The 23,520-nt window shown below is 50.5% G+C and carries 25 protein-coding genes and 1 pseudogene; 19 read left to right on the plus strand and 7 right to left on the minus strand.

Annotation, left to right across the window (positions count from 1 at the left end; all coding sequences use genetic code 11):
- Nucleotides 1–133 precede the first annotated feature (133 nt).
- Nucleotides 134–1,414, minus strand: a complete 1,281-nt coding sequence (locus HJG54_RS25725) for a transposase (protein ID WP_316435595.1) — start codon at nt 1,412–1,414, stop codon at nt 134–136.
- Nucleotides 1,415–1,651: 237 nt separating this feature from the next.
- On the opposite strand from HJG54_RS25725, the gene HJG54_RS25730 reads away from it, so the two are divergent.
- Nucleotides 1,652–2,881, plus strand: coding sequence for a DUF445 domain-containing protein (locus tag HJG54_RS25730; RefSeq protein WP_316432078.1), 1,230 nt, complete (start codon nt 1,652–1,654; stop codon nt 2,879–2,881).
- Between the two features lie 429 nt (nt 2,882–3,310).
- On the opposite strand, the gene HJG54_RS25735 is transcribed toward HJG54_RS25730, so the two are convergent.
- Together HJG54_RS25735 and HJG54_RS25740 are read right to left on the minus strand one after the other, a co-directional pair.
- Entirely contained in the window at nt 3,311–3,424 is a 114-nt protein-coding gene (locus HJG54_RS25735; RefSeq protein ID WP_316432079.1) for a photosystem II protein Y, read from the minus strand.
- A gap of 223 nt (nt 3,425–3,647) precedes the next feature.
- Entirely contained in the window at nt 3,648–4,277 is a 630-nt protein-coding gene (locus tag HJG54_RS25740; protein ID WP_316432080.1) for a gamma carbonic anhydrase family protein, read from the minus strand.
- 76 nt (nt 4,278–4,353) lie between these two features.
- On the opposite strand from HJG54_RS25740, the gene HJG54_RS25745 reads away from it, so the two are divergent.
- The 4 genes from HJG54_RS25745 (at nt 4,354) to HJG54_RS25760 (ending at nt 7,878) form a co-directional block, all read left to right on the plus strand.
- Nucleotides 4,354–4,863 (plus strand): TIGR02652 family protein, encoded by a 510-nt coding sequence (locus HJG54_RS25745; RefSeq protein WP_035999437.1) that lies wholly within the window; start codon nt 4,354–4,356, stop codon nt 4,861–4,863.
- 26 nt (nt 4,864–4,889) lie between these two features.
- A complete protein-coding gene (locus HJG54_RS25750; protein WP_035999434.1) occupies nt 4,890–5,336 on the plus strand; it encodes a VOC family protein in 447 nt (148 codons plus the stop codon).
- A gap of 535 nt (nt 5,337–5,871) precedes the next feature.
- Nucleotides 5,872–6,384, plus strand: a complete 513-nt coding sequence (locus HJG54_RS25755) for an inorganic diphosphatase (protein ID WP_035999431.1) — start codon at nt 5,872–5,874, stop codon at nt 6,382–6,384.
- A gap of 612 nt (nt 6,385–6,996) precedes the next feature.
- Entirely contained in the window at nt 6,997–7,878 is an 882-nt protein-coding gene (locus HJG54_RS25760; RefSeq protein WP_316432082.1) for an MBL fold metallo-hydrolase, read from the plus strand.
- Here the strand turns inward: HJG54_RS25760 and HJG54_RS25765 are convergent.
- Nucleotides 7,875–8,228, minus strand: a complete 354-nt coding sequence (locus tag HJG54_RS25765; protein WP_316432083.1) for a hypothetical protein — start codon at nt 8,226–8,228, stop codon at nt 7,875–7,877. The genes HJG54_RS25760 and HJG54_RS25765 overlap by 4 nt on opposite strands.
- Before the next feature lie 403 nt (nt 8,229–8,631).
- Between HJG54_RS25765 and HJG54_RS25770 the strand changes: the two genes are divergently transcribed.
- The 3 genes from HJG54_RS25770 (at nt 8,632) to HJG54_RS25780 (ending at nt 11,004) form a co-directional block, all read left to right on the plus strand.
- The gene (locus HJG54_RS25770) at nt 8,632–8,949 is read left to right on the plus strand and encodes a hypothetical protein (protein ID WP_316432084.1); all 318 of its coding nucleotides are present in this window, start codon (nt 8,632–8,634) and stop codon (nt 8,947–8,949) included.
- Nucleotides 8,950–9,234: 285 nt separating this feature from the next.
- Nucleotides 9,235–9,588: a DUF952 domain-containing protein gene (locus HJG54_RS25775; protein WP_316432085.1), complete on the plus strand. Its 354-nt coding sequence runs from the start codon at nt 9,235–9,237 to the stop codon at nt 9,586–9,588.
- Nucleotides 9,589–9,600: 12 nt separating this feature from the next.
- The gene (locus HJG54_RS25780; RefSeq protein ID WP_316432086.1) at nt 9,601–11,004 is read left to right on the plus strand and encodes an ABC transporter substrate-binding protein; all 1,404 of its coding nucleotides are present in this window, start codon (nt 9,601–9,603) and stop codon (nt 11,002–11,004) included.
- 231 nt (nt 11,005–11,235) lie between these two features.
- Here HJG54_RS25780 and asnS read toward each other — a convergent pair whose 3' ends face one another.
- From asnS to HJG54_RS25795, 3 genes are all read right to left on the minus strand, one after another.
- Nucleotides 11,236–12,624 carry an asparagine--tRNA ligase gene (gene asnS, locus HJG54_RS25785; RefSeq protein ID WP_316432087.1) on the minus strand — a complete coding sequence of 463 codons (1,389 nt, stop codon included), beginning with the start codon at nt 12,622–12,624 and terminating at the stop codon, nt 11,236–11,238.
- 167 nt (nt 12,625–12,791) lie between these two features.
- Nucleotides 12,792–13,478: a Uma2 family endonuclease gene (locus HJG54_RS25790; protein ID WP_316432088.1), complete on the minus strand. Its 687-nt coding sequence runs from the start codon at nt 13,476–13,478 to the stop codon at nt 12,792–12,794.
- Between the two features lie 54 nt (nt 13,479–13,532).
- Nucleotides 13,533–16,352: a M16 family metallopeptidase gene (locus tag HJG54_RS25795; RefSeq protein WP_316432089.1), complete on the minus strand. Its 2,820-nt coding sequence runs from the start codon at nt 16,350–16,352 to the stop codon at nt 13,533–13,535.
- Nucleotides 16,353–16,655: 303 nt separating this feature from the next.
- Here HJG54_RS25795 and HJG54_RS25800 point away from each other — a divergent pair, with 303 nt between their 5' ends.
- The 11 genes and pseudogenes from HJG54_RS25800 (at nt 16,656) to HJG54_RS25850 (ending at nt 23,442) form a co-directional block, all read left to right on the plus strand.
- Nucleotides 16,656–16,904, plus strand: coding sequence for a hypothetical protein (locus HJG54_RS25800; protein ID WP_316432090.1), 249 nt, complete (start codon nt 16,656–16,658; stop codon nt 16,902–16,904).
- 238 nt (nt 16,905–17,142) lie between these two features.
- Nucleotides 17,143–17,640 (plus strand): hypothetical protein, encoded by a 498-nt coding sequence (locus HJG54_RS25805; RefSeq protein WP_316432091.1) that lies wholly within the window; start codon nt 17,143–17,145, stop codon nt 17,638–17,640.
- A 36-nt stretch (nt 17,641–17,676) separates the two neighbouring features.
- Nucleotides 17,677–17,901 carry a hypothetical protein gene (locus tag HJG54_RS25810; protein ID WP_316432092.1) on the plus strand — a complete coding sequence of 75 codons (225 nt, stop codon included), beginning with the start codon at nt 17,677–17,679 and terminating at the stop codon, nt 17,899–17,901.
- Complete coding sequence (locus HJG54_RS25815; protein ID WP_316432093.1) at nt 17,898–18,161, plus strand: Txe/YoeB family addiction module toxin; 264 nt, start codon at nt 17,898–17,900, stop codon at nt 18,159–18,161. The genes HJG54_RS25810 and HJG54_RS25815 overlap by 4 nt, the downstream gene beginning before the upstream one ends.
- 689 nt (nt 18,162–18,850) lie before the next feature.
- Nucleotides 18,851–19,477: pseudogene (locus HJG54_RS25820) on the plus strand (flavin monoamine oxidase family protein); the annotation flags it as partial.
- A 261-nt stretch (nt 19,478–19,738) separates the two neighbouring features.
- The gene (locus HJG54_RS25825) at nt 19,739–20,170 is read left to right on the plus strand and encodes a pre-peptidase C-terminal domain-containing protein (protein ID WP_316432094.1); all 432 of its coding nucleotides are present in this window, start codon (nt 19,739–19,741) and stop codon (nt 20,168–20,170) included.
- A gap of 96 nt (nt 20,171–20,266) precedes the next feature.
- Nucleotides 20,267–20,986, plus strand: a complete 720-nt coding sequence (locus HJG54_RS25830; RefSeq protein ID WP_316432095.1) for a peptidylprolyl isomerase — start codon at nt 20,267–20,269, stop codon at nt 20,984–20,986.
- Nucleotides 20,987–21,030: 44 nt separating this feature from the next.
- A complete protein-coding gene (locus HJG54_RS25835; protein WP_316432096.1) occupies nt 21,031–21,207 on the plus strand; it encodes a hypothetical protein in 177 nt (58 codons plus the stop codon).
- Nucleotides 21,208–21,244: 37 nt separating this feature from the next.
- On the plus strand, nt 21,245–21,565 hold the full coding sequence (locus tag HJG54_RS25840; protein WP_316432097.1) for a hypothetical protein: 321 nt from the start codon (nt 21,245–21,247) through the stop codon (nt 21,563–21,565).
- A 69-nt stretch (nt 21,566–21,634) separates the two neighbouring features.
- Complete coding sequence (locus HJG54_RS25845; protein ID WP_316432098.1) at nt 21,635–21,778, plus strand: hypothetical protein; 144 nt, start codon at nt 21,635–21,637, stop codon at nt 21,776–21,778.
- A 497-nt stretch (nt 21,779–22,275) separates the two neighbouring features.
- Nucleotides 22,276–23,442: a hypothetical protein gene (locus HJG54_RS25850; RefSeq protein ID WP_316432099.1), complete on the plus strand. Its 1,167-nt coding sequence runs from the start codon at nt 22,276–22,278 to the stop codon at nt 23,440–23,442.
- Nucleotides 23,443–23,520: the final 78 nt, after the last annotated feature.

Below are 23,520 nucleotides of genomic sequence, written 5' to 3' on the forward strand. Positions count from 1 at the left end.
CCAAATTTTCTTCAATTCAGTTTTACTTTGAATTCCAGATAGGTAAAGCCTTTGTTATGAGAACCAGGAAAACTGCAGCAGCAATTAGCGGCTGGGTAGACTAAACGATAGCAGCAATTCTCAGTATGGAAAATCAACTGGTGTTAGGTGGGATTTCTAGCTCTAAACCCTCAAGCATAAAGGTGAGCAGGTGATCCCAATTGTTGAAATACAGGTAACGGGTCAACGCCCGCAAATCATCAAAAAAGGTTTTGCGAGTGGGCAAATGAGATCGCAACAGCTTGTATTTCTGGTCGAGCAACTCCAGTAAGGTATGAAACAGCAGGGACAGGATGTTGAGGGTAGCGAGGAATGAAGCAAGATGCTGCTTGCCATGCCCAAAATTGTGTTCGAGGTTGTAGCCCTTGGTCTTGAGGGTGTTGTTATTCTCGTTTTCCACCTTCCAGCGGGTACGACCGGCTAGGACGACCTCTGCCACAGTGTCGTCGGTAATTGGATGATTGGTGGCAAAGGAATTTTTGTAGACTACCTTCCCATCTGGGCGGCTCACCGTCAGTTCGCACCAATTCACCAAGAGCGCATCATCCCCATCTTTGAGGGGCACGTCGTTGAGGTAGCGGTAGGTATAGGTTTCCTCGACCTTTCCAGTCCAACGTTTGGTCGTCACTGTCGGTAAATCAATGCCTTCGAGATGCTCATAGAGGGTAGCGTGAGACTCCGGACGGCATACCAGAATGAAGTCGAATTGTTGAGCTAAGAGCTGTTGGCATAAGGGTTGATGACAGTAGAGGTCATCGCCCAAAACCGTTACATTGAAGGCACGGTAGCGTTGTCCGTACTGCAAAAACCACCGTTTGGCGGCTGCATTCTCACAGTCTTGTTTGTCATGCCCATCTTGCGGTACGACAAACTCAGGCACCAATGGAATCACCTGAGATTGACCCGGACAAACGATGACTGGAGTGACCACACTATGAAAATAGTACATCTCTCCTGACTTCAACTGGCGCGTTGAACACTGCGGGCAATGGATTTGGCTCGAACCGAAGTATTCGGTGCCATCGATTGCCATGAGCAGAGTGTCGGCAAACGAGCGCAATCTCTTCAACTGTCCCTGTTGCTCCAACACCTGCAAGATTTCCTCAAAGATGGGAAATACCTGCTCTGGTTTCACCCCATCGAGCAACGCCCGAATCTGGTTGTCACTCGGTATCTGATGTACTCCAAACAGACTTTGGGCATTACTATGACCTTTACTGCCCTCCATCATTCGCTGGTATGCCAGAAATGACGGGGTTTGGGTGAAGAACACGCTAAACGCGCTCAAGGCTGCATCTTCCATCCCATAGCGGGTATTCTTGCCCGTGCGTTTGTCCGGTAGCGAGGACAGGCGCTGGCGAAAGGAACCAACTATTGTGTCAAACAACCCCCGTTCTTTCAACGGTTCTGGCTCTCTTGGCTCTCTTAGATGTTCTTACAATACCGATATTTCCAGGACTTGAACAGCTTTTCGCCAAAATGAGAATTGCTGTTTCGAGAGTTAGCCTAACGCAGCCCCACCAGCGATTAGGCTAGGATGAAAATCCCTGCCCGGTTCACCAGCCGATCAGGTAAAACTATCTTCAGTTATATTCTCTGAAACTCACCTCCCTTGGATCTCTATACCTTCTGGCTATTTGCAGCTCCCCCCATCGTGGGTGGCATCATTGGCTACTTCACAAACGACATTGCCATCAAGATGCTGTTTCGTCCCTACCGAGCCTACTACATCGCAGGGCGACGGCTGCCATTCACGCCAGGGCTAATTCCCAGTAATCAAGAGCGACTGGCGCAGCGGATCTCGGATGCGATCATGGGGTCCTTGCTGACGCCCGAAGAGCTGCAAAATTTGGCCCGCAAGCTGCTGCAAACCGAGCGGATGCAGGCGGCCATTCATTGGCTGCTCCAGCTCACCCTAGAACAAATTCAGGGCCGCAATCAGGATAAAGCCATCAAAATTATTGCCGATATTCTGCGGGACCTGCTAGGTCAGTCCTTGCCACGTCTGCTCAAGGTGATGGCGAGGCGAGAAGATTTTCTGGAGCAGCAGCTCAACCAGATTTTCGACCAGGTGATTCTAGAACTGCGCCTGAACGAACAACAGGCCGAACAATTGGCTGATTGGCTGCTGGAAGTCGTGATTCCGCCGGATGTGATTCGCCAAGCCATCGTGGATTTTCTCACCGACCGCAACATTCGCATCATTGATGAAGGCTTCCGTGAAAAGACGACCGGCACCTATTGGGTTGTGGCGAACTTGTTTGGTGTCCGCAATGCCCTCACCCGTCTTCGCACATACTGTTTAGACGAACGAGAGGCCAGTAATGCCCGTGTTTTGGAGTTAGTAGATACCTTGGGTATGCGTGACCGCCTCAAGGAGCTTCTCCAAAACCTTTCGCTGCAAAATTTACCGGTTTCGACGGTGCGGCAGCTTCGCAAAACCATGCGGGATACGGTTCGCAGCTATGCCCAAGCCAAAGGCAGCGACCTAATTAAAGACCTTAGCGCTTCGATCGACTGGGAAAATGTAGCCTCGCTGGTGCTCAACCGTTTGCGCAATTCAGAAGTATTCAGCAGTTCTTTGGACCCTGTGAGTCGAGAAATCGCGCTGGTGCTGGAACGTTATCTAGAGCGCGACCTAGAGAAGATTGTGGTGCAGGTGATTCCGATTTTGGGCATCGATCAGGTGATCATCAACCGAGTCAAGGCAACCCCAGCCAGAGACCTAGAAATTGCCATCCAGGGCATCGTTAAAAGCGAGCTACAGGCAATTGTTAACCTAGGCGGCATTTTGGGCGTGGTGATTGGGCTATTGCAATCGATTAGCCTGCTGTGGCGGTAAGGAATACCAGTTTTGAGTTTTGAAGTTTTAAGTTTTGTTGGCGCAGCCTGCGTAGAGCGCGTAGTTTTGTAGCTTGCTTCTAGCGAGACATCCTGCGGACAGGTGTTGCCACACAGAGTATTGCCTGAAGTATAAGGAACCTGTAGCGACTAGCCCGTTGAAGTTGTGAATGATTGCTCAATCAAGGGAAATGGACTATATAAGGCAAAGAAAAAGAAAAATAAGGCAAATAAAAAGGCGACCACTCCTGAAAAGCCTGATCGCCATCGTGATTAGAAGTCATGCTTTAGTAGCAAACCTCAGCCAATTCAGGCTGCATAATGACTCAACTGAAACGAATCGAGCCGGATTACCCTCACCATGTAGTTAGCCTAATAGGGCAACGACAGAAACTTCCTACCCAATCAGGCAATCCAACGAGTAATCAGATTACCGGCTCAAAAACTCTTTGCCTTGCTTGAGTGCCAGCTCCCCGATGTTCTTAGCTACCCAACCAAGGGCAAGAGCTAACGGCAACAAAACAATCAGAAGACGCCAATCCATAGTTCCGATCCTCCTAAAGATTTATAAATAGTTCTCATCTTGAAATTTATTTTGCGGTGAATTGCCCAGTTTTGCCAGGTCTCCCTTTATTATTTTTTACAATTCTTAACTTAATTAGGGATAGTGATCCACCCAGCTGCTACTGCCTACAGCTACTGCCTACAGCTACTGCCTATAGCAACGCCGCGCATGGGCAACGCCTGTCCGCAGGACATACCGCCCATCACGCACCAGCCCGAAACCCCAGATCCGTTCCCTTGCCTGCATGGACCAAGGCTAGCTGCTGGTAATGTTTAGCGTGCTCAATCAGTCCCTCTGCCTCAGATGGCGACACCGGCCGTACTGGCTTGGCCGGTACTCCGACCACCAGCGTCCCTGCTGGCACCGATTTTGTTACCACACTGCCCGCGCCGATAATGCTGCCTGCGCCAACCCGCACTCCGTCTAGAACAATTGCCCCAATGCCAATCAAACAGCCCCGCTCGATATGGGCACTGTGAACCACGGCTCGATGCCCAATCGTGACATAATCTTCCAGTACGGTTGGTTTGCCCGGATCGCCATGTAAAATCGCACCATCCTGCACATTGGTATAGGCTCCGATGCAGATCTGCTCCACATCTCCCCGCACCACGGCTCCGTACCAGATGCTAGCTCCGCTGCCGATGCTGACATTGCCAATCACCGTGGCATTTGCCGCGACAAACGCCGCTAGCGACAGGTCTGGTGCTGGCCAATAGGTAGGAGTGGGCAAATTCAGGTTCGGGGTTGGGTTTGGAGAGTTATTCAGCATGCCCTCTAGATGGGTGACATAATGACCGTAAAATTCCTGTCGGAAGTTAAACCTACGCAATCGCTAGAAGGCTCAAATCCTAAAGAGTATAATAGAGCCACTAGAACTGGCTTAGGTCGCCCATAGCCGCAACTACATGATGAATCCAGCTATACAATATCCAATTTTCGGCCCTGAAATTCAGTGTCCTCACTGCCGTCAAATGATTCCAGCGTTGACCTTGACGGACACTTACCTCTGTCAACGACATGGGGCCTTTGAAGCAAACCCAAAGACGGGTGAGTTGATTCACCTGCAATCTGGGCGGCACTGGCGGCGCTGGAACAATGAGTGGTATCGCCAACATACTCATCCAGACGGCATCCGGTTTGAAATTCATGAGGCGCTCGATCGCCTCTACACACAGGGCTACCGAGCCACTAGGGTAATTATTGCCAGCCGTTACAAAGATTTAATCAGCACCTATCTAGAGCGCAGCACCCCCTGGCGGGGTCAAACCGAAGCATCGCGTCCGCGTCTCTACGGGTTGCCGGTTGAGTTTAGTCCCGATCCGTCGGAAGAACCCTGCTGGGACGTGATCAATTTCGATTTGGAGAAAGAACCCGGTGCGCCCGTGCGCTATCCCTACTTTCGCCTATTTGAATAGGTTCTCAGCCTCTTTTTGCACCTCTTATGCACCACGCTTCGATTCGGACCGCCGATATTCACCGAGCGATTGGGTTCTACGAATTGCTGGGGTTTCAGGTCTGTGAGCGGTTTACAGCGGGCATTACCCTGGGCTGCTGGATGGAGGGCTTAGGCGGACGGATTGAACTTTTGCAGGTCCCCGAACCGCGTCCGGCAGCGGATGCCTTCCATGATGAACATTACACCGGCTACTATCACCTGTCGTTTGACCTGACCGATCAGGTCGATGATTTGCCCGCCTGGTTGGAGCAGCTCAAAGCTCAGTTTCAGCAAGCCGCCCAGACCTCAGCTTCGGTTCAGCCGCTGAAGGTGTTGCTGGAACCCACTCAGCAGATGATTGGTAATCACGTTTACGAAGTGGCATTTATTAGCGATACCGATGGATTACCGTTAGAGTTTCTGCGGATGATGGCAACCCTAAATAATCGTTAAAATTAAGTATGGAAACCTCGGTTTTCCGAGGGCACCTGAGTTAACCTAACAGAATACGTCGTATCGGTTTACGAAACGAGTTTTATTATGGAATCCAGTAGTCGAGCGAGCAGCTCTGTCGAACGAACGTCCCCCAAATTCGCAGATTTGAGATTTGCAAATGTAATGGGTACTGTGATCGCGTTGCTCACCCTGACCGTTCCGTTAGTTGCCATTGGCTATTTCTCTTCACCCCCTCAGCCAAGCTGGCGAACTCCGGCACAATTGATACCGAACGTGAGAAGATAAATTCTTGAGCTTTCCCCAAAATCCGATGCGGGAACGATCTGCTGTTTAGCTGCTTGTACAGTGCTGAATGTAGATGCTTAGTGCCTATCCGAAAACCCCGAAAGGGGTTTGAAATTCAAAAACTCTGACGAGTTTACTGACTTGCAGTCAGAGAAATCGAATAGGTAGTTAGTGCAATGCTTAACACAGTGCTGAATAGCGGTTATCTTTTCTATGTCCTGATTAATTTTTAATTTGGAGAACTGCTGTGGACTTGTCGCGGATTCCCCCCCAGCCAAAACCTGGGCTGCTGAATATTTTGATTGAAATTCCGGCTGGCAGCAAAAACAAGTACGAATTTGACAAAGACCTGCAAGCCTTTGCCCTCGACCGCGTACTGTATGCCTCTGTGCAGTATCCCTATGATTACGGGTTTGTCCCCAACACCCTAGCCGACGATGGAGATCCCCTCGATGGCATGGTGATTATGGACCAGCCAACCTTTCCTGGCTGTGTGATTGCGGCTCGTCCGATTGGCATGCTGGAAATGGTCGATGGCGGCGATCGGGATGAAAAAATTCTCTGCGTCCCCGACAAAGACCCCCGCTATACCGAGGTCAAGTCCCTCAAGGATGTTGCCCCCCACCGTCTGGAAGAAATTGCGGAATTCTTCAGAACCTACAAGAATTTGGAGAAAAAGGTGACGGAAATCCTGGGCTGGAAGGATGTAGAGCATGTCCTGCCGCTAATTGAAACCTGCATCAAGGCCGGGTCAAAGTAGGATTTATCTCTACCGCTTGGGTTATTTACTATCTACCTAGAGGCGACTGACTAACGGTCGCCTTTTTGCTGCGACCATTTTCGGTACCAATTTCTGGATCCAGATTAAAATCTTTTAGAAGGTGGTTTGCATCGTTTGTCTGACTGGCGCTCTCTATTCAGGGGACCAACTAGATGGGGGCATGGATAGACTGGTACTGGCTCTGACTGGTGCTAGATCTGACCGACGTCGGCATGTGCACCTACTGATGACTGGCTACAAAACCGGGGAACTATAACCGTACTCAAATCCTGGATCGCCGCTCACCGCCTGAAAAATTCTCAGGCGCTATTTGAACACCTGAAATTGTTGTCTGAATCCTAGCTTTTCCTGAATCGGCTACCTGATTCAATTACCTCAATCAATAGAGGGATTTAGCTTGGTGTTCTCTTTGCATGAGCAGGACGATCGAGCGGTTGCCCGATTTACTCGGTGAGCAAATCGGTTTCTTGTTCCATTTTCGTAGCTCAGCTTACATTCACTCCAATGTCAGGCTTCAATTCTTCCTCCCCAACCTGGTCTTCCTCCCTAACTCGCGCTCAAACCATTCTGGGTCACGCTCAGCTTACGTCAATGATTAGTAGTCCTCGTGAGTTTACAGTTCGGTTTTGGGGGGTTAGAGGCAGTATTCCAACTCCCGGAATCGAGACGGTGCGATATGGCGGCAATACGGCCTGTGTGGAGATGGAGGTGGGCGGTAAGCGGCTAATTTTTGACGGAGGAACCGGCCTGCGCGTATTGGGTAAGCAAATGCTGCAAGAACTACCGGTGAAGGGGCATATCTTTTTTACCCATACCCACTGGGATCGGATTCAGGGCTTTCCTTTTTTTATGCCAGCTTTCATTGAGGGCAACCAGTTTGATATCTACGGTGCAGTCGGGCAAAACGGAGCGTCAATCAAGCAGCGGCTTTCCGACCAGATGCTGCGGCCCAATTTCCCGATACCGTTGAAAATGATGCAGGCCAACCTGCAGTTCCATGACATTGCTCCTGGCTCAGTAATCACGCTCGATGATGTGGTAATTGAAACCGTTGCTTTGCATCGCTCTAATCAGGCGCTGGGGTATCGGATTACCTGGAATGGCTATTCGGTTGTTTACGCTACCGATACCGAACATCTGCTCAACCAAATCGATCCGGGCTTGCTCTACCTGGCTCATCAGGCTGACTTGCTAATCTATGACACCGCCTATACCGAGCATTCCTACTACCATTCCTCCTACAATGCCGAAGCAGCCGTTGGTCAACCCCCTGCTGCTTGGAAGGCTGGAATCGAAGTGGCCCTTGCCGCTGAAGTAAAGCAAACGGTGATGTTTCACCACGATCCAGGCCACGAAGATGATTTTTTAGATCAGGTGGAAGCTGAAGTGCAGGCTGCGTTTCCCAACGTGCGGCTGGCGCGTGAAGGGATGGTGCTATCGGTTGTACCGCAGCAAGCTTCTAAAAGCAACTAAGACTTCAGCAATTCAAACACCTTGCCAAACACTTGCAGACTGCCTACCAATAGGGGAAAGCCAATGCCGATCAGCCCCAGCCAACTCACGACTGCCACCAGCAGCGAGCGGAGCATTTGGTTTTGGCGGCCAATTTCTTGTTGAAACTGAAAAAACTGATCAAGTTGGGTACTAGCGGCCATGAGGCTAGCTCCCCCCATGCCCATCAGTACGCTAAGCAGAAACCAACCCTGCAAGCTGGAGCGGGTCTGACCCAGGTGCAGCGCAGGCAGAATTGCAAAACAGACGATTTCTAAAGCTAACCAAATCCCTAAGCAGACAAATAGATCTTTCCTGGCAAGGTCACTCATGAATGATTACTCGCAGCAGAGTTTATGTTTAACCTTCGCATTCTGCTCTTTATTGTGCCTGGACTGGGACCAACAGCAAAGCAACATTTCATACTTTTGAGCGGTTCTTCACTGCCCCAAATCTCCTGAATTACAGGTTTGATCGGCATGATAATCGTTTTAAATAGAAAAATTAATTCAACTTAATCCAATTTCCCGGTTAAGTAAACTTTAATTTCTGTGCTGACATCAGACCGAATTGGGTCTGCTAGCCTGCATAAATAGGGAAGCAGTTAAGGTTGCAGTTTATTGTTGGATTGCCTGGGCTTATCTTGGTGGTTTTTACCGATAAGTTCATTTTATGTTGAGCAAAGGCTCTGCTATCGCTTTTACAAACTGTAATTTCTAAACGAAAGGTCGAGCAATGAACCACTACTGTTACGCCTGGATCGAGGATTGGTGCAAAGAAAACGGCTGGACTGAGTTGTTCATGAGAAGACGGAATGAGTATTGGGCCTTTCCCCCGAATGGAGTTATGCCTCTGCCCATTCCTCAGCAAGTATTGCGGCAGATCAAAGCAGAACGAGGTCTCAGCTCGGATGAAAGAGTTTGGTGTATGGCTGCCGGAATGGTAGCGTTGGCAGCGGCTGGACTCAGCTTCTTAGCGCAATCGCCCATGCCTTTGGTCACTGCTTTTGCCTTCTGCGCGATGGTGGTGGCTGGGTTGGAAACCGAAGAATAGACCATAAACCCCCAAATCAATTTGTTCTAGGCGGTTCTTCTCAGGAGGAGCCGCAATTTGTTATCTGGATTTATTTCTAAATCAGCAGTTTGGATTTTCTAACAATATCTTGGTCAGGTTTGAGGAATGCGGTGAAGAAAACGCCTACTACGATCCTGAGAATCTACAATAGGATATTGGACAAAATTAAGCGCAACTCTAAAGTTCAAACTGAAGCACAAGCTATATAGCATCCAGTGGAAGCTCTACAATGCAAAAGTAACTTACTCAATCCCGATCCCCTCTATGGCATTAATTTTCCACATCGCGGAGCGCTCCCAATGGCAGGCGGCTGAAGCGGATGGTGTTTATCAGCATCCATCGTTACAAACCGAGGGCTTTATCCACTGCTCCACGGCTGAGCAGGTTGTTTGGGTGGCGAACTCGTTCTTTCGTGGCCAGCAGGGGCTAGTCTTGCTGGGGATCGACAGCGAGCAGCTAGGGGAAACATTGCGCTACGACGAGGTGGAAGGCGTGGGCGCGTTTCCCCATGTTTACGGCCCGATTGCTTGCGATGCGGTGGTTCAAGTGTTGCAGTTTGAGCCGGATGCGGATGGAACCTTTGCCTTACCCTCAGAAGTTTTGAGTTTTGAGTTTTGAGCTTTGAGTGTGATGAGCAACTTGTTGCGCTGGGTGCGGGTGAGTTTGGTTTTGGTGGTTTGTTTGATTGGCCTCACGGCTTGTCGGGCTGGGGTTGCGGCTAATAATGTGACTCACCTAACCCTCTGGCATGGCGTGAATCCGCCGCCGAATCGGGATGTGCTGCAACGGTTGGTGGATCGGTTTAATCAGACTCATCCGCAGATTCAGGTAGAATCCCTCTACGTGGGGCAGGGCGATCAGCAGATTCCCAAGATTTTATCGGCGGTAGTGGGTGGGGTGCCGCCCAATTTGCTCTGGTATGCGCCTATGCTCACCGGACAGTTAGTAGAGCTAGATGCGATTGTGCCTCTAGAAGATTGGCTAGACCCATTGCCCATCAAACAGGACATCGATCCCACCCTATTTGAGTCGATGCAGTGGGAAGGGCATCTCTGGTCGGTTCCTTTTAGCGTCAACAATGTTGGCGTCTTCTACCGTCCTAGTTTGTTTGCTGCCGCTGGGATTACCGAATTGCCCCAAACCTGGAACGACTTCCGCCAGGTAGCCCGACGCTTAACCAATCCCCAAACCGATCAATATGGCCTGTTGCTGCCCTTAGGAAAGGGCGAATGGACTGTGTTTATGTGGCTGCCGTTTCTGTGGAGCGGGGGAGGGGAGGTGGGGCAGCAGGCGGTGGTCGGAGATGGGGGAGTTGGGGCAGATGCGGCTCGTGAGCCTCGCCGAACGAGGGAAGATGGGGCAGCGAGTGAATTCAAAACTCAAAACATGACTGGGCAGCAGCAAGCGACAAATCTCAAAATTGATAGTGCTGGTGCAATCGCGGCGTTGCAGTTTTGGCGGGATTTGATTGAGGATGGGTCGGTGATTTTGTCGCAGCCGGAGCGGGGCTATGAGCTGGATCAATTTTTGGCGGGGAAGGTGGCGATGCAGTTGACGGGGCCGTGGACACTGGGGCAGTTGCAGGCGACGGGGGTGGATTTTGCGGTGATGCCGATTCCGGTGTTGGAGCGACCTGCAACTAGCATTGGCGGCGAGAATTTGTTTATTTTCAAAACGTCACCAGCAGAGGAACAGGCGGCTCAGGTGTTTGCCGAGTATGTGCTGAGCGAAGAGTTTCAGACCGAGTGGGCGATCGCGACGGGCTATTTGCCGGTGAATTTGCAGGCACGCCAAAATCCAAAGTATCAGGCGTTTTTGCAACAGCAGCCAGTAGTCAAGGTGTTTTTGCAGCAGGCTCAGTATGGTCGCTCTCGCCCGATTTTTCCTGGCTACAGTCGCCTATCCGATGCCTTGGGACGAGCGATTGAAGCAGTTCTGTTGGGCAAGAGTACGCCGGAAGCGGCCTTGGGGCAGGCGCAGCAGCGATTGGAGCGGGTGTTGGAAGTTATACCAATTCTTAGTTTTGAGTTTTGAGTTTTGAGTTTTGGTGGCGGAGCCTGCGCGTTTGGCGATAGCCTGCCGTTAGGTATAGCGCTTAGTTTTGAGTTTTGAGTTTTGAGTTTTGAGTTTTGGTGGCGGAGCCTGCGCGGAGCGCGTAGTTTTGAGTTTTGTAGCTTGCTTCTGCGGAGCAGTATGGCGGAAGCTGCATACCGCAACCTGTTGGATGGTGTAATCTGTAGCCCGATTGAAGGGAAATGGTGTTAATTAAAACTCGGCGTTGAGCGGCGTTCTGGGGAAGGGAATCACATCGCGGATGTTGGTCATGCCGGTCATGAACTGCACGACTCGCTCGAAGCCAAGCCCAAAGCCAGCGTGGGGAACGGTGCCAAACCGACGCAGATCAAGGTACCACCAGAGGTCGTCTTGCGGTAGGCCCAGGTCCTGAATCCGGCGTTCTAGCACGTCAAGCCGCTCTTCCCGTTGGGAGCCGCCGACAATTTCGCCGATTTTGGGAGCTAGGATATCCATGGCCCGCACGGTTTTGCCATCGTCGTTGAGGCGCATGTAGAAGGCTTTGATCGCGGCTGGATAATCGGTGACGATAGTCGGTTTTTTGAATAGCTCTTCGGCCAGATAGCGCTCGTGCTCGGACTGGAGATCGAGGCCCCAGGAAACCGGAAATTCAAACTTGCGGTCGGCTTTTTCGAGCAGGGCAATGGCTTCGGTGTAGGTGATACGCTCGAATGAGTTGTTGATAATATTGTCGGCAGTGGCAAGAACGGAATTATCGATTCTTTGGTTGAAGAATTCCATATCTTCAGGGCAATGCTCTAGCACATAGCGAAAGATATGCTTGAGGAATGCTTCTGCTAGGTCCATGTTGCCGTTCAAGTCACAAAAGGCCATCTCTGGCTCGATCATCCAAAACTCGGCTAAGTGACGCGAGGTGTTGGAATTTTCGGCCCGGAAGGTGGGACCAAAGGTATAGACATTCGTGAACGCCATGGCCATAATCTCGGCTTCGAGCTGACCGCTGACCGTGAGAAAGGCGCGTCTCCCAAAGAAATCTTGGCTGTAATCTACGTCTTTGGTTTCGGTGAGGGGCACCTGCTTTAGATCCAGCGCAGTCACCGTGAAGAGTTCTCCAGCTCCTTCGCAGTCGTTGGCGCTGATGATGGGCGTGTGGACCCAGAGGAACCCGCGCTCCTGGAAAAACTGGTGAATCGCGGTGGCGCAGGCATTCCGTACCCGAAACACTGCTCCTAAAGTGTTGGTGCGGCCACGCAAATGGGCAATTTCTCGCAGGAACTCAAAGGAATGCCGCTTTTTCTGCAACGGATAGGTTTCCGGGTCGGCTCCACCGTAAACAGTCACCGATTCTGCCTTTAGCTCGATCCGCTGCCCCTTGGCCGGAGACGCCACCAAAACGCCGCTCATTTCCACCGAAGCACCGGTATTCAACTGCTTGACGAGTTCCGTATAGTTGGGCAAATCTTGATGCAGAACTGCCTGTAACCCGGCCATCGAGGAGCCGTCATTGACTTCAACAAAGCAAAATTCTTTTTGTTCGCGTCGGGTGCGGACCCAGCCCTGAATAGTGACGGTTTGGTCGGGCTGTCCGGTTCGGAGGAGGTCAATGATACGGCTGGTCATGAGTATTCGATCAACTGGATTGATAAAGTCTCTCTTACCAAAATAGCGGCAGAATTTGCACTTGCGGGATGCTAGCGGAAAAAGTGCCCAAAAAGTCATTGCTAGGAAGCTGTTGCAAAGTCCAAAGTGTTTTTTCCTGCAACACCTTCTGCAAGAATTGTCCAATCTTAGAGCAGTTGATCGGGATCTTCACCCAATGCCCGCAGTCGCGCCGCAAGGCGTTCTTTTTGTTGTCGCTCGGCTTCTGCTTCACTCAAGTAGCGATTGCCGTTCTGATCAAACCACGCTAACTGCTCCTGTGGCAAATTGCCAAATACGGTCTGACAACGCCCGATTCCCAGGCCAACCTCTGGCATCCAGTACGGCTCTCCGCTCTCTAACTGATATTGGCCATTCACCAGCTTGTATACTTCAAATGGCCGATGTCTATCTCGTTGCCAAAATTCTGGATTGTACACCAGATAGTACAATACTCCCAGCTTTTGATAAATCCCCATCTTCTCGCCATACTCGCTACCGGGCTGGTGCGACACTATCTCCAGCGTCAGTATAGGCACCACTCCCTTCTCTTCCCACACTACGTAGCTGCGGCGCGACTTACCTCCCTTCTTGCGTTCGACACCAATGCTCAGAAATGCGTCGGGCACGACCGGGATCCGGGGATTTTCACCTGTAGGGTGATATACGGCCATATCTACGCCAAAGTACCAATCCATCCGCTCAGCCCAGATGGTATTCAGCAAAAACAACAGCACATTGGGCAAAAGATTCTGATCCTCATTATCCACAGGCGTATCGTCAGAGCAGGGCAGTTCCTCGCTGCTAGGCAGATGCTTGAGTTCGGATGGCAACATACTCCCTCGTGCTTCAAGCGATAGTTCCCTTAATTTTACGCTGCTGATTTCCGTTTAGTTGCCAGGACCTGTTGTGACAATAACTAGCTGGTCTGGATGGATCAAATCCTCAATGGTTTGCTGTACCTGCTCTAGGGTAACAGCCTTGATTTTTTGCGGAAACTGGCGCAGTTCTTCTGGACTCAAGCCATAGATTTGATTGCCCAAAATGGCGGAAGCTAAGCTGCTGGGGTTGGCTAAATCGACCGCATAGCTACTGGTGAGTGAGCGTTTGGCTGTCTCTAATTCGGCAGCGGTGATGCCTTGCTGACGCAGTTGCCGCAGTAATGCTACGGTACTTTCGATGGCGCGATCCACATCCTCAGGCGCTGTCTGCATTTCGATTGCAAATGGTCCTGGGTTGATGCCGGTGTCAAAAAAACTGTAGATGCCGTAGGTCAAGCCTTGTCGGTCACGGATTTCTAGACCCAAACGGCTGGATAGGGTCTCTCCGCCCAAAATTTGGTTCAGCACCAGGGCGGGATAAAAGCGTGGGTCGGTGCGGGAAATGCCCTGATAGCCCAAATAGGTGACAGCTTCAGTTTTGCCCGGAATCGAGCGGCTGAGGCGAACGGTAGAAGGCGGCAATGGTACCGATGGCACATCCAGCTTGGTGGTTTGGGCTGGCAGCCAGCGACCCAACTGCTGGGTCAGCAGCGAGCGTACCTGTTCTGGATTCAAGTCACCCACCAGCACCAGCGAGGTAGCACCCGGATGGTAGTAGGTTCGATAAAACTGCACCAGATCGGCCTGGGTGATTTGCTTCAAACTCGTTTCGGTGGAAAAGGCATGGAAGGGATGGCCGCTGGGGTAAATCGCCTGCTGAAATATCCGCCAACCCAAACTGCTGGGGTCATCCAGCTCAGCCTTGAGGCTGGTTAATGCCCGCTGGCGGCTCAGTTCGAGTTGGTCAGCCGGAAAGGTCGCCTGTTGCAGCACCTCAGCCAGGGTTTGCACCAGCGTCGGCAGATGGTGATTCAAAGCATAGCCAGAAAAACTAACGCCCTCCTGGTACGCGCCAAAGCTGAGTTCCGCACCCACATCTTCTAAGGTTTGGGCCAAACTCAAGGCAGTTTGGCGTTGGGTGCCATTCATCAAGTTGTCTGCCGTCAGACTCGCTAATCCGGCTTTGGCTTCGGGGTCAAACCCACTGCCGCCAGCTCCAATCCAGCCGCTCAGGTTGACCATTGGCGTACTAGGATCGGGCAGCAGCAGCACTTGCAGTCCATTATCTAATTTGAACTGAGTCGGCAACGCTTGGGAGGTAGTGGTGGAAGGCGGAATCGGTGGTAAATAACGAGCTACTTCTGCCGGATCTACAGGCTGACTGGGGCTAAAGCTTTCGATAGTTGGCTCTGAACGGTCAGCGGTTGCTAGATTTGCCTGCCCCGCAGTAGCGGTTGGTTCAAATAAACCCAGAGTGCGCTGGCTCGGATCGAGGTAGGTTTGGGCCACGCGCTGAATATCAACCACCGTCACTTGCTCAAGCGCAGCCAGATAGCGATCGCTGTAGCGATAGTCATCTGCCACGGTTTGGTCATAGGCCAACTGACTGGCCTGACTGGTAATGTCCTGATTGTTGAGCACAATTGCCGTTTTGAGCAGGGCTTTTGCCCGCTGCAATTCCTCTTCTGTAACCGGGTTTTGTCGAATGTCAGCCACCGCTTGCTGCAACACCCGATCGAGTTGAGCCAGATCCTGTTCCGGAGCTGCTACTGCCAAAATAGTGTACCAGCCCAACTCCAGCAGCGTTTCTGGATAGGCCGATACCGAGCTAGCCAATCCCGACTCGACTAACACCTGATAGAGCCGCGAATTGCGCCCAGCGGTCAGGATGTAATCCATCAAATTAATCGCGGGTACATCTGGATGATTCAGATTCGGCAAGGGATAAACGGCTTCCAATAACGCGACACTGCCAGCCTCTTGCAGCCGAATTGGAGCGGTTGGGGCAGACGACTGCTGAGACCGCTGCTGCGCAGAACTGGCAGAACTGGCAGAACTGGCAGAATCGGCATCTAAGGAAGCCGCTGCTTGAGGAGGCGCTAGGTGCCCAAATAGCTCCTGCACTGTTTGCAAAACCGATGCGGTGACGAAATCTCCCGTAATCACCAGAATGGCATTATCGGGTCGGTAGTAGGTGCGATAGTAGCGCTGTACCTGCTCTGGGGTGAACTGCTCCACAACGGCCTTGGTGCCACCCGGCATCTGGCCATAGGGATGATGTGGAAACGCAGCGGCCATCACAGCTCGGGTCAGCCGATAGTCGGGACTGTTTTCGTAGCCCTGGAGTTCTGAGATCACCACCTGCCGCTCGCTATCAAGCTGCTCAGAGCCGATGACAGAATTGAGCATGCGGTCGGCTTCCAGAACGAGCAGAGCTTCGAGCTTGTTACTTTCTACCGTGCCAAAGTAGGCGGTTTCGTCGTAGCCAGTAAAGGCATTGGATTGGCTGCCCAACGCATTAAAAAACCGACCAAACTGAAGCGGACGATCCACTGTGCCTTTGAACAGCAAATGTTCTAATTGATGGGAAATGCCGTTTTGCTCAGGCGCTTCGTTGCGCGAGCCAACCCGATACCAAACCTGTACGCTCACCACTGGAGCCGTATGAACTTCCTTAGTCAGTACTGTGAGGCCATTCTGCAAGACTGTTTTCTTCACCCCCTGCGTCATCGACACTGGAGCGGCGGTTGGAGCGGCGGTTGCTGGAATCGCTGTTTCTGGAGTGGCTGCCGTTGATGGAGTCTTAGCAGCAAAAGTAATCAACGCTAGAACCACTGTAAGGCATAGTCCTAGCCAGACAAAGGGGCGAAATTTGAGCCGAACAGGCATGGGAAAAACTTGTGATGAACGATTAATGAGCGGTTGGCGAACTGTGATGGCCTGTGTCTAGTCTAGGCGAAGAGGGCATAACTAGCGTAATCGGGTGATGGCCTGACAGTTTAACTATGCCTTGCAGGCATAATCAGCGGCGGTTTCTACTGCGCCTAATGCCTTGAGTGTGGCTCTTTGCGCCTCGGTTAATCCAGTTACTCCAATAATATTCATCCCTTCGTAGGGACGAGTGGTTCTGATCGTTTTCCAACAGTCTCCAGTCTGAACATTCCAAAACCGAATCGTCTGATTGCTGCGATTGTGTTGCTCGACCCCTTCGCCAATGCTGGTTCTGCTGCCCAAGCCATTGCCGATAACCCAAACATCACAGCAAAAGCAGGAGTCTTTATCTATCACAATCTGACCCAAGGGATCAACCGCTTGGTCTACTCTGAAGATCTAGCTGGCGGCGGCAAATTTACCATTTTGGCAAATCTAACGAACCAGGCAGAGCAAAACGGCATCAACAATCTGGCGAACTTCTCTGCTGCCGACTTTAGTTTGGTTTAGAGCCTTGTAGCTCAACATAATCAATTTGAAGATCCGTAGTGCCAGCGAGATGCTGGTGCGGGCAAGATGCCTGCACTGCATCTACCGTTTAATCAGGTTACTTATTTACAGTGTTTTTCACTCATGTGAGGTATTGGAGGTGTGGGGGTTTCGCCTCCACGCAGGGGCACTGCCCCTGCACCCTGTTTTTCGTACTTCACTAGCCTGAAAAAGGCTGTATCAACACTGAGGTGAAGCGATGCAAATTCGATTTACTAAACATTCTGGAAAGCAGGATTGGCTGGAATGCATTCGTGATGATGGCACCTCTACCCGTTGTCCGATGCCGAAGCAGGGGATTCTACCGCATGATCTGGTTCATTATGTCGTGGAAGAGTCGCTGAATTTACGGCAAGGATTTTGGGGAATTCTGGCGCTCGGTGTCGGGTTTCCCAACGCGGCTCCCCCGTGGGATGCAGCAGACTTCAATCTGCCTGACTTAACCGAGGCATTGCAAGCAGAATCATTGGTGGAATGCTTTCAAGCCGAAATGTGGAATGGGTTTCAACCCAGCGAGAATTTCTGGGAGATTTTGCAAATCACCTGCCAGCAACGCCAGGTTACTGTTCCCCAATTTCTCACCTATCAAGATGTGGAGCGGGTGAGACTGCGTTTACAGGCAGCTACCCAGCAATGGGCCGCATTAGCTATTGGTGAAACTCTGATTGTGGAGTTTCGTGAATGGATTACAGACTGACTATAATGAAGGCAATCACACTGTAGTTTGAAGGCTATGCAATCCTCCTATCGTCTGAATGCCAGGGATCTTGATCAGCGCTTTTTGGAGGCGCTTAAAACCCTGTTTCAAGATAAGGAAATCGAAATTGTCGTCTATGAGGTTGACGAAACTGCATACCTCTCGAAATCAGAGACGAACCGAAACCGGCTGCTGCGGGCAATAGAAAATGCTGAGAACGGCACAAACCTGGTTGAGGTCAACCTTGAGGAGTTTGAATGAGTCGGCGAATTAGCTTTGAAACCTCTGCATTTGAGGACTTCAATGCATGGGCAACGCTAGACAAAAAGGTTTACCAAAAAATTATTACGCTGATTAAAGAGATTGACCGTTCACCCTTTTCAGGTTTAGGTAAACCAGAAGCCTTAAAACATGAGTACAGTGGCTACTGGTCACGACGCATCACTGATGAGCACCGTCTGATCTACAAAGTGACGGATACAGACATTATTATCGTTGCCTGCAAATATCACTATGCGTAATGCAGCCAGGGGCATTGCTGAATTTAGGATGATTTTGCCCCCGCTCCCCTTTCTGGGATGCCCGACAAGGCTATATTCTGGGGGCTAGAACGACTCAAAGTCCCCCAACATTAGGGGATGTAGGGGCCGGGAGGAAATGCAACTCCAAATCAAGCATTTCTCATTCAGCAACGCCCAGCCAGGTTTTGTCTGTGAGGCTACTCTCCCATGCTCACCCCCAATTTTCCCCAATTTTCCCAAAGTTAGGGTGCTAGAATTCCCCAGTTTTCCTGTAATGACAAATCCTGGCGCTCTGGATATGGTGAAAAAGACAGGCAACGAAGACAACCAATCGTATTTCTCCAAACCCTAGAGTAAGGGCGATTCAGCCGCACTGGGACGTAGATACCACAAGAGGCTGCCAAGATATCAACTTTCACTTGACCAATAGTTGACCAATGTTTGGCCAATGTTTGACCAGTTGCTGGTCATCTATTGACTGACAGTTGACTAATGTTTAGTCAATGTTTTACCAATAGATCACTAATACTTAACACAGAAAATGTTATGGCACGTTCACCGTTGTTTCGTAAATTTATTCATCTGGTTCGACTGGCTCATTCCCAAGTGAGCATAGCTGATCACTCCCACACAACCGATATGCCACACGCCAACATGAGGATTTTGACACCTACGCGCCGCAGTTCGATCAACTCTCCGTTGCCGATTATCTGGATCAGCACCGCGATAAAATTCCGGCTCCGGTAGTACGGCGATTAGCAGAAAATGCCGTGCGCACCGAATATGGGGTAGAAGCCAAAGAGTCGTCTGCCTTGCAACTCCTATACTCTGTCACCCTGGTGGATGACGATCGCGTTTCACCCATTGGCAGCGACGAAACATACTACGTCAAGGGCGGTAGCGGCAAGTTAATTGAAAGCTTGACCAATGCCCTGCGTGGTCAAATTCGGACAGGACTTCCCCTATCTGCTCTACAATCGCAGGGAGATGGCTTCCGCCTCACCTTTAGTACGGGGCTGCGAGTTGAGGCAGATTACGTGATTCTCGCCTTACCCTTTACCGCCTTGCGCCATGTTGATCTCCAGGTTGATCTGCCCGATACCTTGAGACGCTTTATCCGGGAAGTGAACCTTGGCACCAACGAAAAGCTGTTTGCCGGTTTTCAGCAACGGGCATGGCACCAGGATCAGGGCTTTGTGGGTGAGGCTGGCTATATGAATGGTGCAGCGCAAACAGGACGATTGGCAGCCGCCATTGTAGCCCGCCGTATTCAAGGAGCGCTATCGCAAGTTGAGGTGTTTAGCGAGCGGACCTAGAGAGCTACCGTTTGCCCAACAGCAGAACCTTTATGGCAAATACGGCGTTCTGCTGCGGGCAGCGGTATCCAGTTGTCATTATAGAGAAGCCCGATTGGTGCAATCGGACATAAAACGCTAGCGTTAGTTTTATTCAGGTAACCCGTAATTGACAGCAATGATCGGTTACTGGCTTCCTCCACGTTCGGTAGCAATAACGACGAGTCGATCAACATATCGTCCTCACTAGTTAATGCTGGTCCGGGCAGCTATATCGCTGAAGTGGTTCCGGTTGGCAGTGCCAATACCGGATACGATTTGCGAGTAGCAACCTCCGCTGCTGTCGGTAATGCCCCTGCTCCTAGCCCCCTCCTACCTGCTGAGACAAACGTAGGAAATCTAACCAGTCCCCGCAGCTTTACGGGGACGGTAAGACAAACCAATATGATTGACACTTACCGTTTCAACGTCACGTCAACTCGCTTTGTCAACCTCACAGCCAGAGCTAGTGGCAGTTTCTTTAACAATGTTGATTTGATCCTGATTCGGGATGGTAACGGTAATCGCCAGGTAGATCCCGGTGAGATCGTGGCTCGGTCCACAAATCTGAATGGGCTTGAGGGCATTGGCCGTAACTTGATGGCAGGAACCTACTATCTCCAGGTGCAGAATGTTGCGGGTACTACTAGCAACTACACCCTGAACATGAGCTAATCGCTCTTTCCACTGGTTAGGAACTGTGTTCTGCATGGTTCTTAACCAGTTTCACCCTGACTCAACTACCTGTTCCGGCTAAAAGGAGAGGCTGTGATGACTACAGCTCTACAAGTGAGCAATTGCATGCTTCAGGAGCAAGAGATTCTGCTACGACTGATCAATTACCAGATGATGCCCCAATTACGGCGCGAGAGTATTATCGACCAGGCAATTGCAGAGATTTACTGTACAGAAGAGGAACTAGCAATCGCTCGGCAGCAATTCTATGAACAAAATCAGATGCTTGAGGAGAGCAAGCAACAAGTTTGGCTCAAGTATCACAGCATGACTCAGGAGTTTTTGGAAACAAGTTTCATTCCGCGATTGCTCAAGATCGAAAAATTTAAGCATCAACAGTGGAACCATACCCTAGAGTCCTATTTTCTCAAACGCAAACCTGAATTGGATTCTGCTATCTATTCTCTGATTCAAGTTCAGGATGCAGAGATAGCCGAAGAACTCTATTTCCGAATTCAGGAAAACGAACAATCGTTTGCTGACGTAGCTCGTGAATATTCCCAAGGGCCAGAAGCTCAACTCAATGGGATAGTCGGTCCGATTGAGTTGGGTACCATGCACCCAGCCTTAACCCATCTGCTGAGCATTAGCCAACCTGGTCAGCTCTGGCTACCCACCCCAATTGACAACTGGATTCTAATTGTCAGACTGGAACAATTGCTCCCTGCCCAATTGGATATCCCGATGCGGCAACGATTGCTCCACGAACGATTCGAAGCTTGGATAGCGGAGCAAATGTCTGAGGATTCTCTCTAGCTTTTCATCAATGCAAACAGAAATATTTTCCATAGGAGGTAACAATGATTCGACTAACTACCAAATTTAATGTTCAAGAATCCTGTTATCTCGATGTCCGAGATTATACCTGGATGATGCTAAAAAAATTCTGGCAATTTAGCAATTTCTATGGCGAATATTGTTCATTGCCTCCTAGCCAAAGGCAACAGTTTTTGCAATCCCGCCAGTCTACCAAGTAAGTCAATCAAACACTCTCAACTGCAAAGGAGATTCACCATGACACGTTATAGCAATAGCACTCAAGCGAATGCATTAAATCAATCTGCTTCCTCAGGACAATCAAAAGACTTACCCAGGCCATCCCAAACCCAATTTGCACCGCTAATGCTACTAGGAAGAACATGGAACTATGTTGCGGAAGTCCTCAGTTGGCTATTCGCGTCTCCCCATCAACCTCACATTAGAGAGTGTCGGGATCGCACGGGTCAGACCTGTTGGCGTGTTCACGATCCAGCTAGCGGACAGTCGATGGTCTTCTACACCGAACAGGAAGTTTGCGCTTGGCTTGAGCAGCGGTGGTCTCGCTATATGCGATGAGATATATGCGATGAGATACATAGGATGAGAGTACCGGAGAGTCTTCCTACCGTAGGCACCGAGCGTTGCATGACATTTACTGTTCTGCTCGCTTCGGTGCGTCCCACCCCTCCAGCTATCTATCCCAACAGGAGGAAGCATGGCACGTTCACCTTTATTTGGCAAATCTATTCGCCTATTACAGACAGCGCATCTACAACTTGCGGCACCTAAAAACACAGTTCCATTCTCCAGAGAACTCCACTGGTTCTGCTGCCGATGCTTGCAATTTTCTGCCTTAGCAGCAGGAGCTGCCATTGCTACTACCGCAATCTCTGAATTGCCCCGCTGGCAAACTGCGTGGAGCCATACCTCAAAAAATACATACTACTTCGAGGATAGGGCAATCTCTGAAGCCAAACTCATGCATTTGCTGCGTCCCTTTGCTGCCCAACTAGCGACTGATGTCGCCTTTCTAGAGGAGGATTTTGGCACCTGTGCCTCATCAGCAATAGATCGTTCTTCCCCACCCCCAATTCTATGGAAACCATATTTGCCCAGTCTCTCAAAGTAAGAAAGTACAGCTCTACGGCTGCGGATATGGCAGAAAAGAGAGGAGGGGAGCAGTGCTTTAGTTCATCAAAACCTGACAAACAATGTGTTTGAGACAGCAGAGGAATCGAAAGTGGGTGCTGTAGGCTAGGAAAAAATCCGCAGCAAGAGGTGTTTCCATGAGTTCCACTTCGATCAATCGCAAGCTGATTGAACAGTCAATTAGCAAGAACGCAAAAAAAATAATTGCTGCCAGCGGGATGAATCCTTCGACTCGCAGCGGCAGTAAAGAGCTGGACCATGCAGTGAAACGCCTCGCCCAACAGCCTTTCGCTAGTTTGACGGCAGCAGTTCAGGTTGGGGAAGAATTGGGCCGCAGGATTGTAGAACTATCTCAGCAAATGGGCAAGCAGAATTTGGATGGGGGCATAATTCGGCAGCTAATGCTGAAGCAGCAGCTTCCCTCAGTTGACGCTTCCCTCGTCGATTCTCGGCCTGTTATGTCTCCTCCGCTGGTTGAGGGAGATGGGGGAGATGTTTCAGACCTGCAAATCAGTGAAGCTGAAGACGAAAGCGAAGATAATCCGGTTGAAAGTGGATCAGATTTAGCAGAGCCAAAAGAAGGACATAGTTTGACTGCTGAGCAAGCATCGGAAGCAGTTGAGCCAGAAGTTGAACCAGAAGAAGATGAGCCAGAAGCGAGTATAGCAGTTGAGGTTGACGAAGTTGATGAAGTTGATAATGAAGCTGATGATGCAATCGAAGAAATTCTCGACGAACTAGACGACGATTTGGCAGAAGAATCACTGGCAGAAACAGATCTGATCGATAGTGGCAGCGGCAGTCTAGAAGACGATTTAGACGATTCAGCAGACGATTCAGCAGACGAAGAGGTGGCGGAAGAAATGGCTGTGGCTGAAGGCAGTGACGATGCAGACGACGATTTAGCCGAGCGTTCGGTTGAAACTGAAGCTGATGCGGCTGTGGCTGTGGCTGAGCCAGATGAAGCTGAGACAGACGAGACGGAGATAGAGGCAGTCGAGATGGCAGCAGTTGAGACAGATACGGCTGCGGTAGATGAAACTGAAATAGATGCGGCAACAGATGCGGCTGTGGCTGAGACAGATGAAGCCGCGGTGAATCCGGCTGAAGCAGATGGGGTTGAAGCAGCTCTAGATGACATAGAGGAGGATGTCGAAGCTGGAGCAACTGCCGAGGAGTTGGATAATGCAGCTGTGGCTGAGGAACCATTAACCGAAGCGACAGTAGCAGAGCCTGAGAGCCAGGAACCTGAAACAGAATCTGAAACCGAACCTGAGACAAGACCCGTGAAAGCAGCCAAGTAGGATGCGATCGGTTGACGATCCCTAGAGCACCGCTAGTAGCCATTTTGGTCTTCATCCTCTAAAGTTCATTAAGAGTGA

Origin of the sequence: Leptolyngbya sp. NK1-12 (assembly GCF_032598965.1) — a bacterium.
In the GTDB taxonomy this organism is placed as follows: Bacteria; Cyanobacteriota; Cyanobacteriia; order Elainellales; family Elainellaceae; genus Elainella.

Excerpts from the sequence above, each read along its gene's own strand:
- HJG54_RS25735 (WP_316432079.1), bottom strand. The coding sequence starts at position 3,424 with ATGGATTGGCGTCTTCTGATTGTTTTGTTGCCGTTAGCTCTTGCCCTT.
- HJG54_RS25775 (WP_316432085.1), top strand. The coding sequence starts at position 9,235 with ATGGCATTAATTTTCCACATCGCGGAGCGCTCCCAATGGCAGGCGGCT.
- HJG54_RS25815 (WP_316432093.1), top strand. The coding sequence starts at position 17,898 with ATGAGTCGGCGAATTAGCTTTGAAACCTCTGCATTTGAGGACTTCAAT.
- HJG54_RS25770 (WP_316432084.1), top strand. The coding sequence starts at position 8,632 with ATGAACCACTACTGTTACGCCTGGATCGAGGATTGGTGCAAAGAAAAC.
- HJG54_RS25835 (WP_316432096.1), top strand. The coding sequence starts at position 21,031 with ATGATTCGACTAACTACCAAATTTAATGTTCAAGAATCCTGTTATCTC.
- HJG54_RS25760 (WP_316432082.1), top strand. The coding sequence starts at position 6,997 with ATGATTAGTAGTCCTCGTGAGTTTACAGTTCGGTTTTGGGGGGTTAGA.
- HJG54_RS25840 (WP_316432097.1), top strand. The coding sequence starts at position 21,245 with ATGACACGTTATAGCAATAGCACTCAAGCGAATGCATTAAATCAATCT.
- HJG54_RS25780 (WP_316432086.1), top strand. The coding sequence starts at position 9,601 with ATGAGCAACTTGTTGCGCTGGGTGCGGGTGAGTTTGGTTTTGGTGGTT.
- HJG54_RS25750 (WP_035999434.1), top strand. The coding sequence starts at position 4,890 with ATGCACCACGCTTCGATTCGGACCGCCGATATTCACCGAGCGATTGGG.
- HJG54_RS25795 (WP_316432089.1), bottom strand. The coding sequence starts at position 16,352 with ATGCCTGTTCGGCTCAAATTTCGCCCCTTTGTCTGGCTAGGACTATGC.
- HJG54_RS25845 (WP_316432098.1), top strand. The coding sequence starts at position 21,635 with ATGACATTTACTGTTCTGCTCGCTTCGGTGCGTCCCACCCCTCCAGCT.
- HJG54_RS25830 (WP_316432095.1), top strand. The coding sequence starts at position 20,267 with ATGACTACAGCTCTACAAGTGAGCAATTGCATGCTTCAGGAGCAAGAG.
- HJG54_RS25765 (WP_316432083.1), bottom strand. The coding sequence starts at position 8,228 with ATGAGTGACCTTGCCAGGAAAGATCTATTTGTCTGCTTAGGGATTTGG.
- HJG54_RS25805 (WP_316432091.1), top strand. The coding sequence starts at position 17,143 with ATGCAAATTCGATTTACTAAACATTCTGGAAAGCAGGATTGGCTGGAA.
- HJG54_RS25790 (WP_316432088.1), bottom strand. The coding sequence starts at position 13,478 with ATGTTGCCATCCGAACTCAAGCATCTGCCTAGCAGCGAGGAACTGCCC.
- asnS (WP_316432087.1), bottom strand. The coding sequence starts at position 12,624 with ATGACCAGCCGTATCATTGACCTCCTCCGAACCGGACAGCCCGACCAA.
- HJG54_RS25745 (WP_035999437.1), top strand. The coding sequence starts at position 4,354 with ATGATGAATCCAGCTATACAATATCCAATTTTCGGCCCTGAAATTCAG.
- HJG54_RS25850 (WP_316432099.1), top strand. The coding sequence starts at position 22,276 with ATGAGTTCCACTTCGATCAATCGCAAGCTGATTGAACAGTCAATTAGC.
- HJG54_RS25810 (WP_316432092.1), top strand. The coding sequence starts at position 17,677 with ATGCAATCCTCCTATCGTCTGAATGCCAGGGATCTTGATCAGCGCTTT.